We start from the raw sequence: 16,940 nt of genomic DNA, 5'->3' as shown, positions 1-16,940 counted from the left end.
CTAAAAAAATATGAGTAACGAACAAGGAGTTAACTATGAGAATTTTATTTATCGGGGATATTGTCGGTGCAATCGGCCGTGAGATGCTTGAAACTTATTTACCACAGCTGAAAACTAAATATAGACCGAATGTTACAATTGTCAACGGCGAAAACGCTGCTCACGGGCGCGGAATTACGGAGAAGATCTACAAGACATTTATGACGCAGGGCGTTGATATGGTGACGCTCGGCAATCATACGTATGGGCAGCGTGAGGTCTATGATTTTTTGGATCAGGACATTAAAATGATTCGACCAGCCAATTATCCTGACGAGGCACCAGGCGTCGGTATGAAGATCATTCGATACAATCAGGAGAAGCTCGCTGTCATCAATTTGCAAGGCAGGGCGTTTATGCAGTCGATTGACTGTCCGTTCAAGAAAGCAGATGAATTGATTGCAGAAGCTGAGAAAGAAAAGGCTAATATTTTTGTGGATTTTCATGCAGAAACAACATCTGAAAAAGGAGCCATGGGTTATTATCTTGATGGACGAGTCAGTGCTGTCGTCGGTACCCATACACATATTCAAACGGCTGATGAGCGCGTGCTGCCCGGAGGAACAGGGTTTATTACAGACGTCGGAATGACGGGCCATTATGACGGTATTCTTGGCATCAATAAAGATGAAGTCATCCACCGTTTTGTTACTGGTCTGCCTGTCAGACATGTCGTCCACGAGAAAGGGCGCGGTGTTTTGTCAGGCGTCTTTATTGAACTGAACAAAGAAGGACATACTAAGAAGATGAAGCGGATTCTGATCAACGATGATCATCCCCTTATCGGCCATTAGTATGATTTTTGAGTGAAAACCCACGCTGGACATGTTCTGGTGTGGGTTATCTGTTATATTAGATAAAGAGAATTCTTAGGAGGTTAGTGATGTGAGATCACAAATTTCGTGGAAAGTTGGCGGACAGCAGGGCGAAGGGATTGAATCGACAGGTGAAATCTTTTCCACTGCTTTAAATAGACAAGGCTACTATTTATACGGATACAGACATTTTTCAAGTCGTATTAAAGGCGGTCATACAAATAACAAAATTCGTGTCTCTACGACACCAGTCTATGCTATTAGCGATGACTTAGATATATTAGTGGCATTTGATCAGGAAACCATTGATTTAAACTATCATGAACTGAACTCAGACGGCATTATTTTAGCAGACGGTAAATTTAAGCCTGAAAAGCCTGAAGATTACACAGGTTTATTTGTCGAAATAAACTTTACTGAAATGGCAAAAGAACTCGGTACAGCTCTGATGAAAAACATGGTAGCGGTCGGGGCGACAGCACAGTTACTTGGAATGTCACTTGAGCCGTTCGAGGAGCTGGTCGAATCACTGTTCAAGAAAAAAGGCGATAAAATCGTTGAACTGAATAAGCAGGCATTGCAACTTGGTGTAGAAGAAATGGTAAAATACGGCGCTGACATTAACGAGGCGTTTAATATGGCTCCGAGCAATGAAAACGGCCATCTGTTTATGATTGGTAATGAAGCCATTTCATTAGGTGCCATTGCGGGCGGTGCACGCTTTATGGCGGCATATCCAATTACACCGGCATCTGAAATCATGGAATATATGATAGATAAATTACCGAAATTTAATGGAACGGTCATTCAGACGGAAGATGAGATCGCGGCAGCCGTTATGGCAATCGGAGTGAACTATGCAGGCGTGAGATCTTTTACAGCATCAGCAGGCCCAGGTCTTTCATTGATGATGGAAGCAATCGGACTCTCAGGAATGACTGAACAGCCGTTTGTCGTGATCAATACGATGCGCGGAGGTCCTTCTACCGGACTGCCGACGAAGCAAGAGCAGTCAGACTTAATGCAGATGATCTACGGTACCCACGGTGATATTCCGAAAATAGTCGTTGCACCGACAACAGCAGAAGATGCATTTTATACAACAGTTGAAGCATTCAACCTAGCAGAGCAGTATCAATGTCCGGTCATTATTTTAAGTGATCTGCAGCTATCGCTCGGCAAGCAGACTGTGCCAGAACTTGATTATAATCGGATTAAAATTGAACGTGGTAATCTGATCACTGAAGTGCCTGAACGTGAAAATAAAGACTATTTCAAACGTTATGAAGTGACAGAATCCGGTGTGTCACCCCGTACGATTCCTGGTGTCAAAAACGGGATTCATCATGTCACTGGTGTAGAACATGGTGAAGACGGCAAGCCGTCTGAAAGTCCTGTCAACCGTATTAAACAGATGAAAAAACGGATGGAGAAAATCGCGAACTTAAAAATTTCAGAACCTGTCGTTGAAACGGGTGGCTTTGAAGAAGCTGACGTTTTAGTCATTGGCTTTATTTCAACGTATGGTGCGATTGAAGAAGCGATGGACCGCGTGGATGCATCTGTGAACCATCTGCATATTAAACAGCTACACCCATTCCCGACGGAAGAAGTACAAGCTGCTTTTGACAAAGCAAAACAAGTCATCGTTGCTGAGAACAACTATCAGGGACAACTCGCTCAAATTATTAAAATGAACGTGAACCATCAGAATAAAATTCATAGTTTTGTAAAATATGATGGCACACCGATTCTGCCACATGAAATTGAAGACGAAATCAATTCCGTTGTGACAACAAAGGAGTTATTATAAATGGCTACATTCAAAGATTTTAGAAATGATGTTAAACCGAACTGGTGTCCAGGCTGCGGAGACTTTTCCGTGCAGGCTGCGATTCAAAAAGCCGCAGCGGGTGTCGGTCTTGAACCGGAAAACCTTGCAGTCATTACGGGTATCGGCTGTTCAGGTCGTTTGTCAGGGTACGTAAATTCTTACGGTTTTCATTCGATTCATGGCCGTGCATTACCTCTTGCACAAGGCGTGAAGATGGCGAATCAGGAACTAACTGTTATTGCGTCCGGCGGTGATGGTGACGGCTTTGCGATCGGAATGGGTCATACCGTTCATGCACTTCGCCGTAATATTGATATTACTTACATCGTTATGGACAACCAGATATACGGTCTGACGAAAGGTCAGACGTCGCCAAGCTCTGCACCGGGATTTGTCACTAAAACAACGCCGCATGGTGCCATTGAACAGAACGTTTCACCGCTGCAGCTTGCGATTACTAGCGGCGCTACATTTATCGCTCAAAGTTTTTCTTCGGACATTAAGGAACTGACAGCGATCATTGAAGCAGGCATCCAGCATAAAGGCTTCTCGTTCATCAATGTGTTCTCACCATGTGTAACCTATAATAAAGTGAACACATACGACTGGTTCAAAGAAAACATCACTAAACTCAGTACCATTGAAGACTATGATCCTTCAAATAAGGCGATGGCACTGTCAACAGTCATGGAACATGATGGCTTAGTGACTGGAATCGTTTATCAAGATACGGTGACAAAAAGCTATGCTGAACAGATTGATGGCTACAGCCCATCACTCGTGAAAGAAAATATTGAAATAAAAGAAGAAGATTTCAATGAACTTATGTTACAATTTAAATAATCACATCATGTGAAATAATCAAAAACACTAGGGGAGCACATTTGTGCTGAGACTGGAATATTCCTAAACCCTTATCGACCTGATCTAGTTCATACTAGCGGAGGGAAGTGTCCTGGCACACAACCTTTCTGTAGGTTGTGTGTTTTTTTAATGGAGGAAAACCTGTGAAAAAAGCAATTTTATTTGGGGTGTCATGTGTGCTGCTTACAGCGTGCGGAAACAATTCATCAAGTCAAAAAGCACCTAAGCAAGAAAAAAATGAATTAAAAAAAGTGACATTGATGCTCGACTGGACACCGAATACGAATCATACAGGAGTGTACGTCGCAAAAGCGAACGGTTACTTTAAAAAACATGGTTTAGATGTCACAATCAAGACACCAGGAGACGTGACAGCTGATCAGCTTGTTGCGGCGGGTAAAGCACAGTTCGGTATCAGCGCGCAGGAATCCGTGACACAGGCTCGTGATGAAGGAATTCCAGTCAAATCAATTGGAGCCATCATCCAGCATAATACGAGCGGTTTTATGAGTCTGAAATCAAAAGGGATTGAATCTCCTAAAGGCTTTGAAGGTAAGACTTACGGCGGCTTTGGTGCGCCGATCGAGGAGCCGATTATTGATGCCGTAATGGAAAAAGAAAAAGCAGATCCGAACAAAGTGAAAGTCGTCAATATGGGAAACACCGATTTCTTTACGGCTTCAAAGAAGAATATTGATTTTGCATGGGTGTTTTACGGCTGGACAGGAATTGAAGCCGAAACGCGCGGAGAGAAAGTGAACATGCAGTATTTAGTCGATTACGACAAAAATCTCGATTATTATACACCGCTGTTTATTGCTAATGAAAAATATATTAAGTCTGACAAAGAGACAGTGAGAGCATTTATGCAGTCTGTTAAAGAAGGCTATGACTATGCGATTAAAGAACCAAAGAAAAGTGCCGACATTTTAATTAAAGAAGCGCCCGAACTCAAAAGTAAGCGTGAACTCGTCGAGAAAAGTCAACTATACTTAAAGAACAAATATCAAGACGATGCCTCTAGCTGGGGAATACAGGACGCTGCTGTCTGGGAAAATTATGCTGACTTTATGAAGAAAAATAAAGTGATCAAAAATGAATTTAAAGCAGATGATGCGTTTACTAACGAATTTGTGGAGGAATAAAAATGGCTGATACATTGATGAGTATACAAATTGTCCCTAAAACACCGAACGGCGAAGATTTCATTCCATATGTTGATGAAGCGATTGCTGTAATAGAGGCATCAGGACTGCCGTTTTTAGTCTCTCCGTTAGAGACTACAATAGAAGGAGAAATGGCTGAATTACTGATACTTATTGAACAGATGAACAAGCGGATGAGGGAATTGGGCTGTCTAAGTATTATTTCACAGGTGAAGTTCTATCATGCGGAGAATGCTTCGATGAATGAACTCGTGAAGAAATATCGATGAAAGACACTATAAAATTTGGACTATTTTTATTTGTTCTTCTCTTAGTATGGGAGATGCTGGTCAGATGGTTACAGGTCGATGCTTATACACTGCCCGCGCCAAGTGCTATAGTGAAAGAATTCTTTTTAGGATTTGATGAGTACAGTCGACATCTTATACCGACAATGCTGCTTGTATTGGAAGGCCTGCTAATGTCCGTCGTTTTCGGAATTATAGTAGCTGTACTGCTTCATCTCATTCCAGTCCTTGAACCATACATTTATCCGCTGCTGATCATCAGTCAGAATATTCCGGTCATCGTTGTCGCGCCCCTTCTTGTCATTTGGTTCGGCTTTGGTCTGCTACCGAAACTAATTGTGATTACACTTGTCTGCTTCTTTCCGGTGACCGTCAGTCTGCTGGAAGGATTTAAGTCGGCTGATAAAGATTTGCTGCGCTATATGAAAATCAGTGGTGCGGATCGTATGCAGATTTTCAAGAAACTTGAATGGCCGAATGCCATGCCATATTTCTTCAATGGTTTAACAATAGCCGGCACGTATTCCGTAATGGGTGCAATAATTTCTGAGTGGCTCGGCAGTGATAAAGGGCTCGGGAAATATATGATTATCTCACAGCGGGCGTTTCAAGTGGATAAAGTATTCGTCGCCATTGTATGGATTATCATATTTGCATTAGTGATTTACAGTGTGATTCGTCTGCTGGAGAGAAGGGTGGTAAAGTGGCATCGTGAATAAGCTGCTCGACGTAATAGATGTGAGTCATCAGTTTGGAGACAACCAAGTACTGCAAAAGGTCAACCTTGAAGTTTGCGAAGGAGATTTCGTGACAATTATCGGCTCTTCCGGCAGCGGGAAGTCAACGCTGTTCAATATCATCGGAGGACTGCTGGAGCCGAGCAGTGGTGAAGTGCTGCTTAATGGCGGGTCGATTATCGGAAAAACAGGGCACGTGTCTTATATGCCACAGACACCGTCACTTATGCCGTGGCGGACAGTCATGGAGAATGTCGAGCTTGGTCAGGAAATCCGTGGAACGGTCAATCATGCACGGACGCTCGAGTTAATAGACAAGTGCGGGTTCACAGCAATTAAAGATGATATGCCTGGAACGCTTTCCGGGGGCATGCGGCAGCGGGTGTCGTTTCTTAGAGCGTTAAATACATCCGGACAGTTGATGCTGCTGGATGAACCATTTAGTGCACTTGATGAAATCACTCGTATCGATATGCAGCAGTGGCTGAAAGACATATTGAAGGTTGAGAAGCGGACTGTGCTGATGATCACTCATAGTATTGAAGAAGCGATAAAACTATCCGATAAAATTGTCGTGCTGGAAGATAAACCTGCGACTATAAAAAAAATTTATAAGACGTTGCAGGAAATGACTGCTGAATCCAGTCAGAAACTGAGAGAGGAACTGCTTGAACTGCTGAGGTAATATTCTATAAGTTTAACACTCAGTTAACATTATTATGATATGTTAACTGAGGAGGTGGAGGATGTTCCTCAAAGTTGGCTGTCTTTCAGAAAAAATCGGCTATTATGAGGCACTCACTAATCGTTATCATATGAACAGGCAACAGCAGGATGACTACATGACAAGCAGCCATGGTTATATTGGAGAGCGCGTCATGTATGACTTGCTGCAGGAGTATAAGGAATGTATTTGTCTTTGGGATATTGCGGTAAATCTTCCATACCGCGGTGCAGTTCAGTATGATTTCATCGTCATTCATGAGTACACTGTGATGCATTTTGATATTAAAAATTATAAAGGTGACTATACGTTGCAGCATGGTAATCTAGTATCGTCAAATGACAGAATTATTAAAAATCCAGAGCCGCAGCTCATACGCGCCCATCATTATCTTGAGAAACTTGTATTCGAATTTGACAGAAGGTTTACGCTGGAAAGTTATATGGTCTTTATCAATGATCAGTTTAACTTGAATGACCGAGCGCCGTCTGACCGGTGGATATTCAGATCACAATTGAAAAATGTTTTGAAATCTTTAACCGGTTATAATAATTTGAAGGGATCCAATATCAGTCTCGCAAAGCATTTAATTAAATTGCATCAGCCACTTCAGCAGTATGACTATTTTGACCGAGTGCCCCTTGTTAATATCCGGACAGGATATAAATGCCCGTTATGTAAAAAGCTGCCGGCCTTTAACACTCACAGCACACAGTTTATTGTCTGTAGTTTCTGTAGAAGAAAGATTGGTATGCGATATTTGATTGAATATAATTTAAAAGAATTATTTATCTTAAAAGGTGACGGAATCACACCAGCAGAAATAAAGACATTTATTCCTGAAAGTAAACGTTCGACTATTTCACGTGTTTTAACTGAGCATTTTACTAAAACAGGTGTGAGTAAGGGCGTGCGGTACTTTTTAAAGTAGTTTTCTTCTCTTTTTCTTCGAGAAAGTGAGTAGAAAACCAGTTTTCTACTCACTTTTTTTACTATAGAGAGCAAAAAACCACTTCTCAAATGAGAAGTGGTTTGTTATTTACGTGCGTTCAGAAGTCCGCGAATACCGCTGACCAGTGCTGGAAGGACCGACACTAAAATAATCAGAATCAGCACGATTTCGAAATTATCTTTGACAATGGGAATATTACCGAAAAAGTATCCCAGGCCGAGGCAGATGCCGACCCAGAGTACTGCACCAATAATATTGAAGATGATGAAATACCTGTAGTTCATACGGCTGGCACCAGCAACAAAAGGAATAAATGTTCTGATAAACGGCATGAATCTTGCCATAATGATTGTTTTGCCACCATATTTGTTAAAGAAATCCGTTGCTTTATCGAGATGCTCAGTTTTGATGAAACGTCCGAATGTCCGATGTTTCGTCACACCGAGACCCGCTGCTTTTCCGATATGATAGTTCACAGTATCGCCTAACACGGCAGCAACAGTACAAACGAGAAACAGCAGCCAGATATTAAGTGCTCCTTGCGGGGCAAGTGCAGCAGAAGCGAACAGCAAAGAATCACCGGGAAGAAAGGGCATAATAACAAGTCCTGTTTCAACAAAGATAATCAAAAACAATATTGCATAGGTTAACGTGCCATAATCTTTAACGATATTAATCAAGTGCTCGTCAATATGAAGAATAAAATCAATTAATGCAGAAATAACGTTCATTGTCATACTCCTATTCAGATAAATTCAATCTATCTTATTATAATGATCACTAAATTCTTAAGCAACTGATTTATCAATTCCAACACCTAAAGGATTATGTCATAATATGAATTAATATATCGGATTACGAAAGAATGGTGATGAGATGAAAGTTATTTTAAAATTTACAAGGCCCTATTTAAGCTTGATTATCTTTGCTGTGCTGTTGATGTTCGTTGAACTAGCAGTAGATTTATACGCTCCTGTATTAATGAGTCGTATTATCGACAATGGAATTTTAAAAAATGATACATCCTATGTCAGTCAGTATTTGCTTATTATGATAGGCATCAGTTTAGCGGCCTTTATAGCAGGAATCATTAATTCATTTATTGCTTCTCATGTCTGTCATATGTATTCCTACGATCTGAGAAATGCCATATTTAAGAGAATACAGAATTTTTCCGTGAAAACATTAGGGCGTTTCAGAACCTCGAGTATTATCACGCGACTGACGAGTGATGTCATAGCTACGGAAATGGTTTTGTTTATGAGTCTTAGAATCATGTTGAAAGCACCACTTATGGTGATTGGAAGTATTATAATGAGTTTTATCGTTGCTCCAAGTATTGCGGTTTATCTTGTCATTGGAACACCGTTTCTTGCCATCTTTTTATTTATCACAGCTAGAACCGGGATGAAGATATTTCTGCGCATACAACAGCGTATGGATGGTCTGAACCGATTTGTTCAGCAGAATCTGGAAGGCGTACGACTCATTAAATCGAGCCTGAACGGACCATATGAAACAGAGAAGTTCGACCAGATTGCTACGCCTCTTAGAAGAGACACAATTAAAGCTATGCGGTTAATGGAAAGCATTATGCCTGTTCTGCTGATTGTTATGAACTTATCGCTGCTTGCAGTGATCTGGTTCGGTGCAGATGCTATAAGTACGAATCAAATAGAAGTCGGTAATTTAGTGGCAATCATCAACTATGCATTAAGAATGCAAGGTGGTTTCTCAATGTTCGCATTTATCATTATCAGTTTTTCACGTGCGAAAGCAAGTGCAGACCGGATGAGCGAAATTTTGACAACTCCAGCTGATGAAAAACATATGGAAGTGGAGCCATATGAAGAGCAGTCTGCCGGTAACGTCATTTTTGACCAAGTGTCATTTAAATATCCATCGTCAGGGCAATATGTACTGAAAGATATTTCATTTACAGTCAATGCCGGAGAAAAATTTGTCATTATGGGGCAGACAGGTTCCGGTAAATCGGCACTGCTTAGTCTAATTCCTAGAATGTATCAGGCGACATCTGGTCAAGTGATTGTAGCAGAACAAAATGTTAATGACTGGAATATCAATTTGCTTCGTGAATATATCGGTTATGTTCCGCAGAAGACCGTTCTCTTTACAGGGAGTGTCAACGACAATGTCCGCTGGGGTGATAATGATGCATCGACCGCAGAGGTCGAGAGTGCAGCACAACTTGCACAAATTCATGATTCTATTATGAGTTTCGATCAGCAATATGAAACGCGTGTCGGTCAGCAAGGAGTCAATTTATCCGGCGGTCAGAAACAGCGTCTTGCCATTGCCCGTGCATTGATCAGAAAACCGGGCATACTCATACTAGATGACAGTACGTCCGCACTGGATATTCATACCGAGAACAAATTATTTGATGCTCTGAAAGATCTCGAGATGACCCGCATCATTGTCACTCAAAAAATACATACGGCTAAAACAGCTGATCAAATTTTACTGCTCGATAAAGGTGAAATTGTAGGACTAGGAACACACAGTGAACTGCTTGAACAATCACAGCTGTATCATGAAATAGTAGCAAGTCAGGAGGGGACAGTGAATGATTAAAGATGTGTTCTCACACGATAAGATTTTAGCTAAAGAAGACTTAAAGCGCAGACCGAAGATGGAAGTCAAACGAGCTGAAGACTGGAAACAGACCCTTTACAGACTCTGGCAATTGATGGAAGATCGTAAGTGGCTGCTTATATTCGTTATACTGCTCGTCATAGTGACGTCCCTCCTGAGTTTAATTGGTCCGTATATTATTGGTCAGATTATTGACCATATGATTATTCCGAAAAAGTTTGATGGATTACTGAACCGGCTGCTGCTGCTGTCCGGTGTCTATATCGCATTATCCATACTCACATATCTCGCTGCTTTTTTTATGGTCGATATTGCGCAAAAAGCAATATACAGACTCCGTATGAAGTTGTTCAGTCATATGCAGACTATTGGTATTCCTTTTTTTGATAAGCGTCAGCACGGGGAACTGATGAGCCGGATGACCAATGATATTGAAAACGTCTCTAAAGTCTTAAACTCTTCGTTTATTCAATTTACATCTAGTATAGTGACTCTTATAGGTACAATAATAGTCATGCTGATACTCAGTCCAGTCCTGACATTACTTACGATGCTTATTATCCCTGTAATGTTAATCGCAACACGCTGGATTACAAAACGTACAGGACCACTCTACAAAAAAAGGCAGAATGCGCTCGGCGAAATGAATGCCTATATCGAAGAGATTATATCAGGACAGCAAGTTGTTAAAGTGTTCTCACAGGAAGAAACAGTCATCAATGGGTTTGAAGAGAAAAACAGAAACGTGCGTGAGAACGGCTTCTGGGCGATTACGTACTCAGGTACTATTCCTAAAGTCATGAATATGCTGAATAACATTTCATTTGCTATTGTAGCGGGTATTGGGGGACTTCTTGCGTTGAATGGTTATGGTGTGACCGTAGGAACGATTGTCATCTTTGCAGAATATGCAAGACAGTTCACAAGACCATTATCAGATCTTGCCAATCAGTTCAATGAAGTATTGTCAGCTCTTGCAGGAGCTGAGCGTGTGTTTTCTATTATTGACGAGGAATCAGAGCCGGATATAGATAATAATAACCGTGACTTGCTGATTGAAGGGGGTATCCAATTCAATGATGTGATTTTCAAATATAATAAAGAACAACAGAAAAATATTATCAATCGTGTATCATTTGAAGTATTACCTGGTGAGACAGTGGCGCTTGTCGGTGCTACAGGTGCAGGCAAGACGACGATTATACAGCTGCTTAACCGCTTCTATGATATTAACGGTGGAGATATTCTAATTGACGGGGTATCGGTTTCAAATATTCCCCGTAAAACATTGCGCGGTCAAATTGCTTATGTTCTTCAGGATCCTTTTTTATTTGACGGGACTATTAAAGACAGTATTAAATACGGTAAACGAGATGCAGCAGATGAAGAAATTATTCAGGCGGCCATAGATGCCAATGCTTATGACTTTATCATGCGTTTACCGGAAGGTTTCGACACGATGATATCAGGTGAGGACTCCAGTCTGTCTCAAGGTGAGAAACAGCTGCTTTCCATTGCTCGCGCGCTTGTACTGGATCCTGCGATATTACTGCTCGACGAAGCTACTAGTTCCATTGATACAGTAACTGAAATGAAACTGCAGGAAGCCATTGACCGGTTGATGGAAGGACGGACCAGCATCGTCATCGCCCACCGTTTGAATACTGTTAAAAAAGCAGATAAAATCATTGTATTGCAGCAAGGAGAAATCATTGAACAAGGTTATCAGCATGAACTGCTTGAACAGCGCGGTATTTACTATCATATGGTAAACAGCTCGCATACGGATAATGATGAGCTACTTGACTGATTCAAAAACCTTTGATAAAACACTTGTTTCGTACTATACTATATAGATGATTAACAAGCGGAATGAGGGTTTTTAATGAATGAGGAAAGCAGATTACTGGTTACAAAAGTACCATCTGAAAAGCAGTCTGAAAAAGACTACAGTAAATATTTTGAGCATGTCTATCAGCCGCCTAGTCTGAAAGATGCTAAAAAACGTGGAAAAGAAGCGATTCAATATCACAATGATTTTACTATAGAAGAAAAATATCAAGGTCTTGGCCGCGGACGGAAATTCTTCATCCGGACATACGGGTGTCAGATGAATGAGCATGATACAGAAGTCATGGCGGGTATTTTAGAAGCACTCGAATACACAGCGACAAATGATGTCAATGAAGCTGATGTTGTACTACTTAATACGTGTGCAATTCGTGAGAACGCTGAGAACAAAGTATTTGGAGAAATCGGTCATCTTAAACATTTAAAACTTGAAAAACCGGATGTCCTGATCGGTGTCTGCGGCTGCATGAGTCAGGAAGAATCAGTAGTCAATAAAATAATGAAATCATATCAAAATGTCGACATGATTTTCGGTACACATAATATCCATCGTCTGCCGGCGATTTTAGAAGAAGCTTATCTATCTAAAGCAATAGTAGTGGAAGTATGGTCAAAAGAAGGCGACGTCATTGAGAATCTGCCGAAAGTACGTAACGGTAAGATTAAAGCCTGGGTCAATATTATGTACGGCTGTGACAAATTCTGTACATACTGCATTGTGCCGTTCACACGTGGTAAGGAACGCAGCCGTCTGCCGCAGGAAATCATCAGTGAAGTGCGCGATCTTGCGCGTCAGGGCTACCAGGAAATCACATTGCTAGGTCAGAACGTCAATGCCTACGGTAAAGATATTGAAGGATTGAACTATGGTCTTGGTGACTTGATGGCAGATATACAGAAGATCGACATTCCGCGCGTGAGATTTATGACAAGTCATCCGTGGGACTTTGATGACCGAATGATTGAAGTCATTGCCCGCGGCGGCAATATTATGCCGCACATCCATCTGCCGGTGCAGTCGGGTAATAACGAAGTGCTGAAGATCATGGGCCGTAAATATACACGGGAAAGCTATCTGCAGCTTGTTGAAGATATCCGCCGGGCACTGCCGGACGTGGCGCTGACGACAGACATTATTGTCGGTTATCCAAATGAGACGGAAGAGCAGTTTTTAGATACAATAGATTTGTATGAGCGCGTCGGTTTTGAGCATGCTTATACTTATCTGTATTCACCGCGTGAAGGGACACCTGCCGCTAAAATGCAGGACAACGTGCCGATGCGTGAGAAGAAAGACCGGCTGCAGCGTCTGAACAAAGTCGTTGAGCATCATACGGAGCACAAACTCGCTTCTTACTTAGGGCAGGAAGTGCTTGTCCTGTGCGAAGGGCCCTCGAAGAAAAACGACGCGATTTTAGCAGGCTACACTGATAAGAGCAAGCTCATCAATTTTGCGGGGCCGGTTGACGCTGTCGGCAAAATCGTCCGCGTCCGCGTGACGGAAACAAAACGCTATTCAATGAACGGTGAACTGATTGAAATAATAGAACCAGCAGAGGTGGCAAATTAATGTATACAAATGATGAAATTTTAGCAAAGGCTAAAGAACTTGGTCATATGATGGCCAATACAGAAGCAGTGGACTTCTTCAAACGTGCGGAAGCCCAGATTCATGAGAATCAGACCGTCCGTGAGAAGATGGCATCGCTCAAATCACTGCAGAAACAGGCAGTGAACTTCGAGAATTACGGCAAGGAAAAAGCGCTGACAATGGTCGAGGCAAAAATCGAGAACGTCGAGAAGGAACTGGACGCGATGCCGCTTGTCGATCAGTTCAAAGAAGCGCAGGGAGAAGTCAATTCATTGCTTCAGATGGTGTCACATGCGATCAGCCAGACCGTCACCGATGAGATTGTGGTTTCTACCGGTGGAGATTATTTAGCAGGAGAAACAGGCGCACAACGTGCGAATGCAGCACCTGGCTGCGGAAACTAAAAAATGAGCCGGTTCAGTATGAATCGGCTATTTTTTACATAGGAGAAGAAAATGGAGAGAGCACGCACTAGAAAATTGACACTTACTGCACTGCTTACAGCCGTGAACGTACTGCTCAGTCAGCTGATCTATATCCCGCTCGGTCCCATTAAAGCGCTGCCGATGCAGCATCTGATCAATGTTGTATGTGCGGTAACGGTCGGCCCGTGGTTTGCCGTCATGCAGGCATTAATGAGCTCTATCATCCGGAATATGGTCGGTACAGGTACATTTTTTGCTTTTCCGGGCAGTATGATTGGTGCACTGCTGTCCAGCCTGTTGTATCGACGTTATAAGAAAGTGGGCTTTGCAGTCATCGGTGAAGCAATCGGCACTGGACTGATCGGCAGTCTCATATGTATCCCGGTCATGTGGATGATGAACACTGATATTACTGTGCTGAAAGTGATTATGCCGGCGTTTATTATCAACAGCATAATCGGCAGTACCATTGCGGCCATACTGATCAAGGTGACTGCGAGACGTGGCATTATTAAGTTATAAAGGATTGAAGTGTATGAAACCGACGCCGATGATGGCTCAATATTTAGCGATGAAAGAAGAACATCAGGACAGTATATTATTTTTCCGCCTTGGTGACTTTTACGAAATGTTTTACGACGATGCAGTGACCGCTGCACGAGAACTCGAAATCACACTGACACGCCGTGATAAGAAAAATCCGATACCGATGTGCGGTGTCCCGCATCATTCAGCACGCGGCTATATTGAACGGCTGATTGAAAAAGGGTATAAAGTCGCTGTCTGCGAACAGATGGAGAATCCTAAAGAAGTCAAAGGAATGGTTAGACGGGAAGTCGTGCAGATCATCACACCCGGCACGGTGATGGATACTTCGCTGGATGAAGGCAGCCATAACTATTTAATGGCTGTCTCTCTCGCAGAGCATTTTAATATTGCTTATTGTGATGTATCCACGGGAGAGCTGAAAGTGACGCTGTGCGATGAAGAGACCTTCTTCAATGAACTTGCAGCAGTGAAGCCAAGTGAAATCATAACAGCTGAACCGTTCAATCATGCGCTGACTGCGAAAATAAAGGCAGTGACGACAGTCCTGTCAGTACATGACCAGCTGTCAACGGACTTACCCGAGCAGGCCGGGCAGTTAGAGGCGACGCTCCAGCCGGCGGTCCATCTCTTGTTCGATTATGTGACGATGACACAGAAAAGGAACCTCGCTCATATTGAGCCGGCGGTGTATTATCATGCGGTTGATTATATGAGGCTTGATCTATATGCTAAACGCAATCTGGAGCTGACTGAAAGTATCCGTCTGAAAACACGTAAAGGAACGTTGCTGTCTATTTTTAATGAAACAAAAACCCCGATGGGACATCGTCTTCTTAAAGAATGGATAGAACGGCCACTGATCAATCAAGCTCAAATTGAAGAGCGGCTGCAGCATGTCAAGACATTTAACGATCGCTTTATTGAACGGGATGAACTGCGGACAGCATTGAATGAAGTTTACGATATAGAACGTCTTGTAGGCCGCATCAGTTTCGGAAATGTCAATGCGAAGGATTTAGTGCAGCTTAAGTATTCGTTGGAACAGCTGCCGGTGATCAATCAACTCCTGTCTAAACTAAGTATCAATCCGATTCCTGATGATCAATTGCCGGAGATCGTTACTTTGCTCGACGGATTGAACGATGATGCGCCGCAGTCCATTAAAGAAGGAAATATTTTTAAATCAGGATTTAACGATGAGCTTGATACTTTCCGTTCTGCTTCTAAAGACGGCAAATTGTGGCTGAATGAACTACAGCAGCAGGAACGTGAGAGAACGGGTATCCGCTCGTTAAAAGTCGCCTATAACAAAGTATTCGGCTATTACATTGAAATTTCAAAAGCAAATCTCCATCAGTTTGATGCTGATGCATTTGGATATACAAGAAAACAGACCCTGTCCAACGCAGAACGGTTTATCACTGAATCATTAAAAGAAAAAGAAGCGCTCATTCTAGGTGCTGAAGAAAAAGCCATTAATCTTGAATACGATTTGTTTGTGACGCTTAGAGAGACATTAAAATCTTTTCTAACGATACTGCAGGCAGCAGCTAAACGTATCGCAGTCCTGGATGTTCTGCAGAACTTCAGCCAGGTCGCTCAAAGAAATGATTATGTTCAGCCGGAGTTTTCAGCTGACCGTTTATTAAATTTGAGTGATGCAAGACACCCAGTCGTCGAACAGGTCATGAGCCGTGAAGATTATGTGCCGAACGATTGTGAATTGTACGATGATGCATTTATTTATTTAATTACTGGTCCTAACATGTCGGGAAAAAGCACATATATGCGTCAAGTCGCTTTAATCAGTATTATGGCGCAGATGGGATCATTTGTGCCATGCAGCCGGGCAGAACTTCCAATTTTTGATCAGATTTTCACACGTATCGGCGCAGCAGACGATTTAGTTTCCGGACAGAGTACTTTTATGGTAGAAATGCTCGAAGCGAAAAACGCGTTAAACAATGCGACTAAAGACAGTCTGATTATATTTGACGAGATTGGTCGTGGCACATCAACTTATGACGGACTCAGTCTCGCACAGGCGATGATTGAGTATGTTCATAACCATATTCAGGCGAAAACATTGTTTTCGACACACTACCACGAACTTGTGCAGCTGGATCAGACTTTGAATGGTCTGACCAATATTCATGTCGCGGCAAAAGAATACAATGGTGAACTTATTTTTCTTCATAAAGTAATGCCGGGTGCTGTTGAGAACAGTTACGGAATTCATGTGGCACAACTAGCTGCTCTGCCGGAAACCGTCATCACACGTGCTCGAGACATACTGCAAATATTTGAGCAGGCAGGTAATCATGACATCATGCCTGAGAAAAAGCATGAGCACATATATGAACAGACGTCTTTCAATCTCTTCAGTTCAACTGTCGAAGAAGAGATTAAAGGACTTGATATAGCCAGAATGACACCAATTGAAGCATTGATTAAATTGCAGGAATTACAGGATCACATAAAGTAGGTGAA

At 42.2% G+C, this 16,940-nt stretch carries 15 protein-coding genes and 1 riboswitch; of the genes, 14 read left to right on the top strand and 1 reads right to left on the bottom strand.

What is annotated here, in order from left to right; all coding sequences use genetic code 11:
* The first annotated feature begins 35 nt into the window (after positions 1–35).
* The 8 genes from ERX29_RS05615 (at position 36) to ERX29_RS05580 (ending at position 7,397) form a co-directional block, all read left to right on the top strand.
* Entirely contained in the window at positions 36–833 is a 798-nt protein-coding gene (locus ERX29_RS05615) for a TIGR00282 family metallophosphoesterase (protein ID WP_133443718.1), read from the top strand.
* 91 nt (positions 834–924) lie between these two features.
* Entirely contained in the window at positions 925–2,667 is a 1,743-nt protein-coding gene (locus ERX29_RS05610; RefSeq protein ID WP_133443717.1) for a 2-oxoacid:acceptor oxidoreductase subunit alpha, read from the top strand.
* Positions 2,668–3,531 carry a 2-oxoacid:ferredoxin oxidoreductase subunit beta gene (locus tag ERX29_RS05605; RefSeq protein ID WP_133443716.1) on the top strand — a complete coding sequence of 288 codons (864 nt, stop codon included), beginning with the start codon at positions 2,668–2,670 and terminating at the stop codon, positions 3,529–3,531. It abuts the gene before it with no gap.
* A 19-nt stretch (positions 3,532–3,550) separates the two neighbouring features.
* Positions 3,551–3,654: riboswitch (TPP riboswitch) on the top strand.
* 41 nt (positions 3,655–3,695) lie between these two features.
* Positions 3,696–4,697, top strand: coding sequence for an ABC transporter substrate-binding protein (locus ERX29_RS05600; RefSeq protein ID WP_243719989.1), 1,002 nt, complete (start codon positions 3,696–3,698; stop codon positions 4,695–4,697).
* A gap of 2 nt (positions 4,698–4,699) precedes the next feature.
* Positions 4,700–4,987 (top strand): thiamine-binding protein, encoded by a 288-nt coding sequence (locus ERX29_RS05595; protein ID WP_133443715.1) that lies wholly within the window; start codon positions 4,700–4,702, stop codon positions 4,985–4,987.
* The gene (locus ERX29_RS05590; RefSeq protein WP_133443714.1) at positions 4,984–5,724 is read left to right on the top strand and encodes an ABC transporter permease; all 741 of its coding nucleotides are present in this window, start codon (positions 4,984–4,986) and stop codon (positions 5,722–5,724) included. The genes ERX29_RS05595 and ERX29_RS05590 overlap by 4 nt, the downstream gene beginning before the upstream one ends.
* Entirely contained in the window at positions 5,717–6,427 is a 711-nt protein-coding gene (locus ERX29_RS05585; RefSeq protein ID WP_243719988.1) for an ABC transporter ATP-binding protein, read from the top strand. The genes ERX29_RS05590 and ERX29_RS05585 overlap by 8 nt, the downstream gene beginning before the upstream one ends.
* A gap of 61 nt (positions 6,428–6,488) precedes the next feature.
* A complete protein-coding gene (locus ERX29_RS05580; protein WP_133443713.1) occupies positions 6,489–7,397 on the top strand; it encodes a nuclease-related domain-containing protein in 909 nt (302 codons plus the stop codon).
* A gap of 104 nt (positions 7,398–7,501) precedes the next feature.
* On the opposite strand, the gene ERX29_RS05575 is transcribed toward ERX29_RS05580, so the two are convergent.
* Positions 7,502–8,149 carry a VTT domain-containing protein gene (locus ERX29_RS05575; protein WP_133443712.1) on the bottom strand — a complete coding sequence of 216 codons (648 nt, stop codon included), beginning with the start codon at positions 8,147–8,149 and terminating at the stop codon, positions 7,502–7,504.
* 145 nt (positions 8,150–8,294) lie between these two features.
* Between ERX29_RS05575 and ERX29_RS05570 the strand changes: the two genes are divergently transcribed.
* From ERX29_RS05570 to mutS, 6 genes are all read left to right on the top strand, one after another.
* Positions 8,295–10,013, top strand: a complete 1,719-nt coding sequence (locus ERX29_RS05570; RefSeq protein WP_133443711.1) for an ABC transporter ATP-binding protein — start codon at positions 8,295–8,297, stop codon at positions 10,011–10,013.
* A complete protein-coding gene (locus ERX29_RS05565; protein ID WP_133443710.1) occupies positions 10,006–11,844 on the top strand; it encodes an ABC transporter ATP-binding protein in 1,839 nt (612 codons plus the stop codon). Before ERX29_RS05570 ends, ERX29_RS05565 begins: the two co-directional genes overlap by 8 nt.
* A 75-nt stretch (positions 11,845–11,919) precedes the next feature.
* Entirely contained in the window at positions 11,920–13,455 is a 1,536-nt protein-coding gene (miaB, locus tag ERX29_RS05560; RefSeq protein WP_133443709.1) for a tRNA (N6-isopentenyl adenosine(37)-C2)-methylthiotransferase MiaB, read from the top strand.
* Complete coding sequence (locus ERX29_RS05555; protein ID WP_133443708.1) at positions 13,455–13,880, top strand: YlbF/YmcA family competence regulator; 426 nt, start codon at positions 13,455–13,457, stop codon at positions 13,878–13,880. Before miaB ends, ERX29_RS05555 begins: the two co-directional genes overlap by 1 nt.
* 51 nt (positions 13,881–13,931) lie before the next feature.
* Positions 13,932–14,423 (top strand): energy coupling factor transporter S component ThiW, encoded by a 492-nt coding sequence (thiW, locus tag ERX29_RS05550; protein ID WP_133443707.1) that lies wholly within the window; start codon positions 13,932–13,934, stop codon positions 14,421–14,423.
* A gap of 13 nt (positions 14,424–14,436) precedes the next feature.
* Positions 14,437–16,935 (top strand): DNA mismatch repair protein MutS, encoded by a 2,499-nt coding sequence (gene mutS / locus ERX29_RS05545; RefSeq protein WP_133443778.1) that lies wholly within the window; start codon positions 14,437–14,439, stop codon positions 16,933–16,935.
* The last annotated feature ends 5 nt before the right edge of the window (positions 16,936–16,940 follow it).

It is taken from the genome of Macrococcus lamae (assembly GCF_004359545.1).
Classification (GTDB): domain Bacteria; phylum Bacillota; class Bacilli; order Staphylococcales; family Staphylococcaceae; genus Macrococcus; species Macrococcus lamae.
Note: the sequence above shows the minus strand (reverse complement) of the source record. Positions and strands in the feature narration are given on the sequence as shown.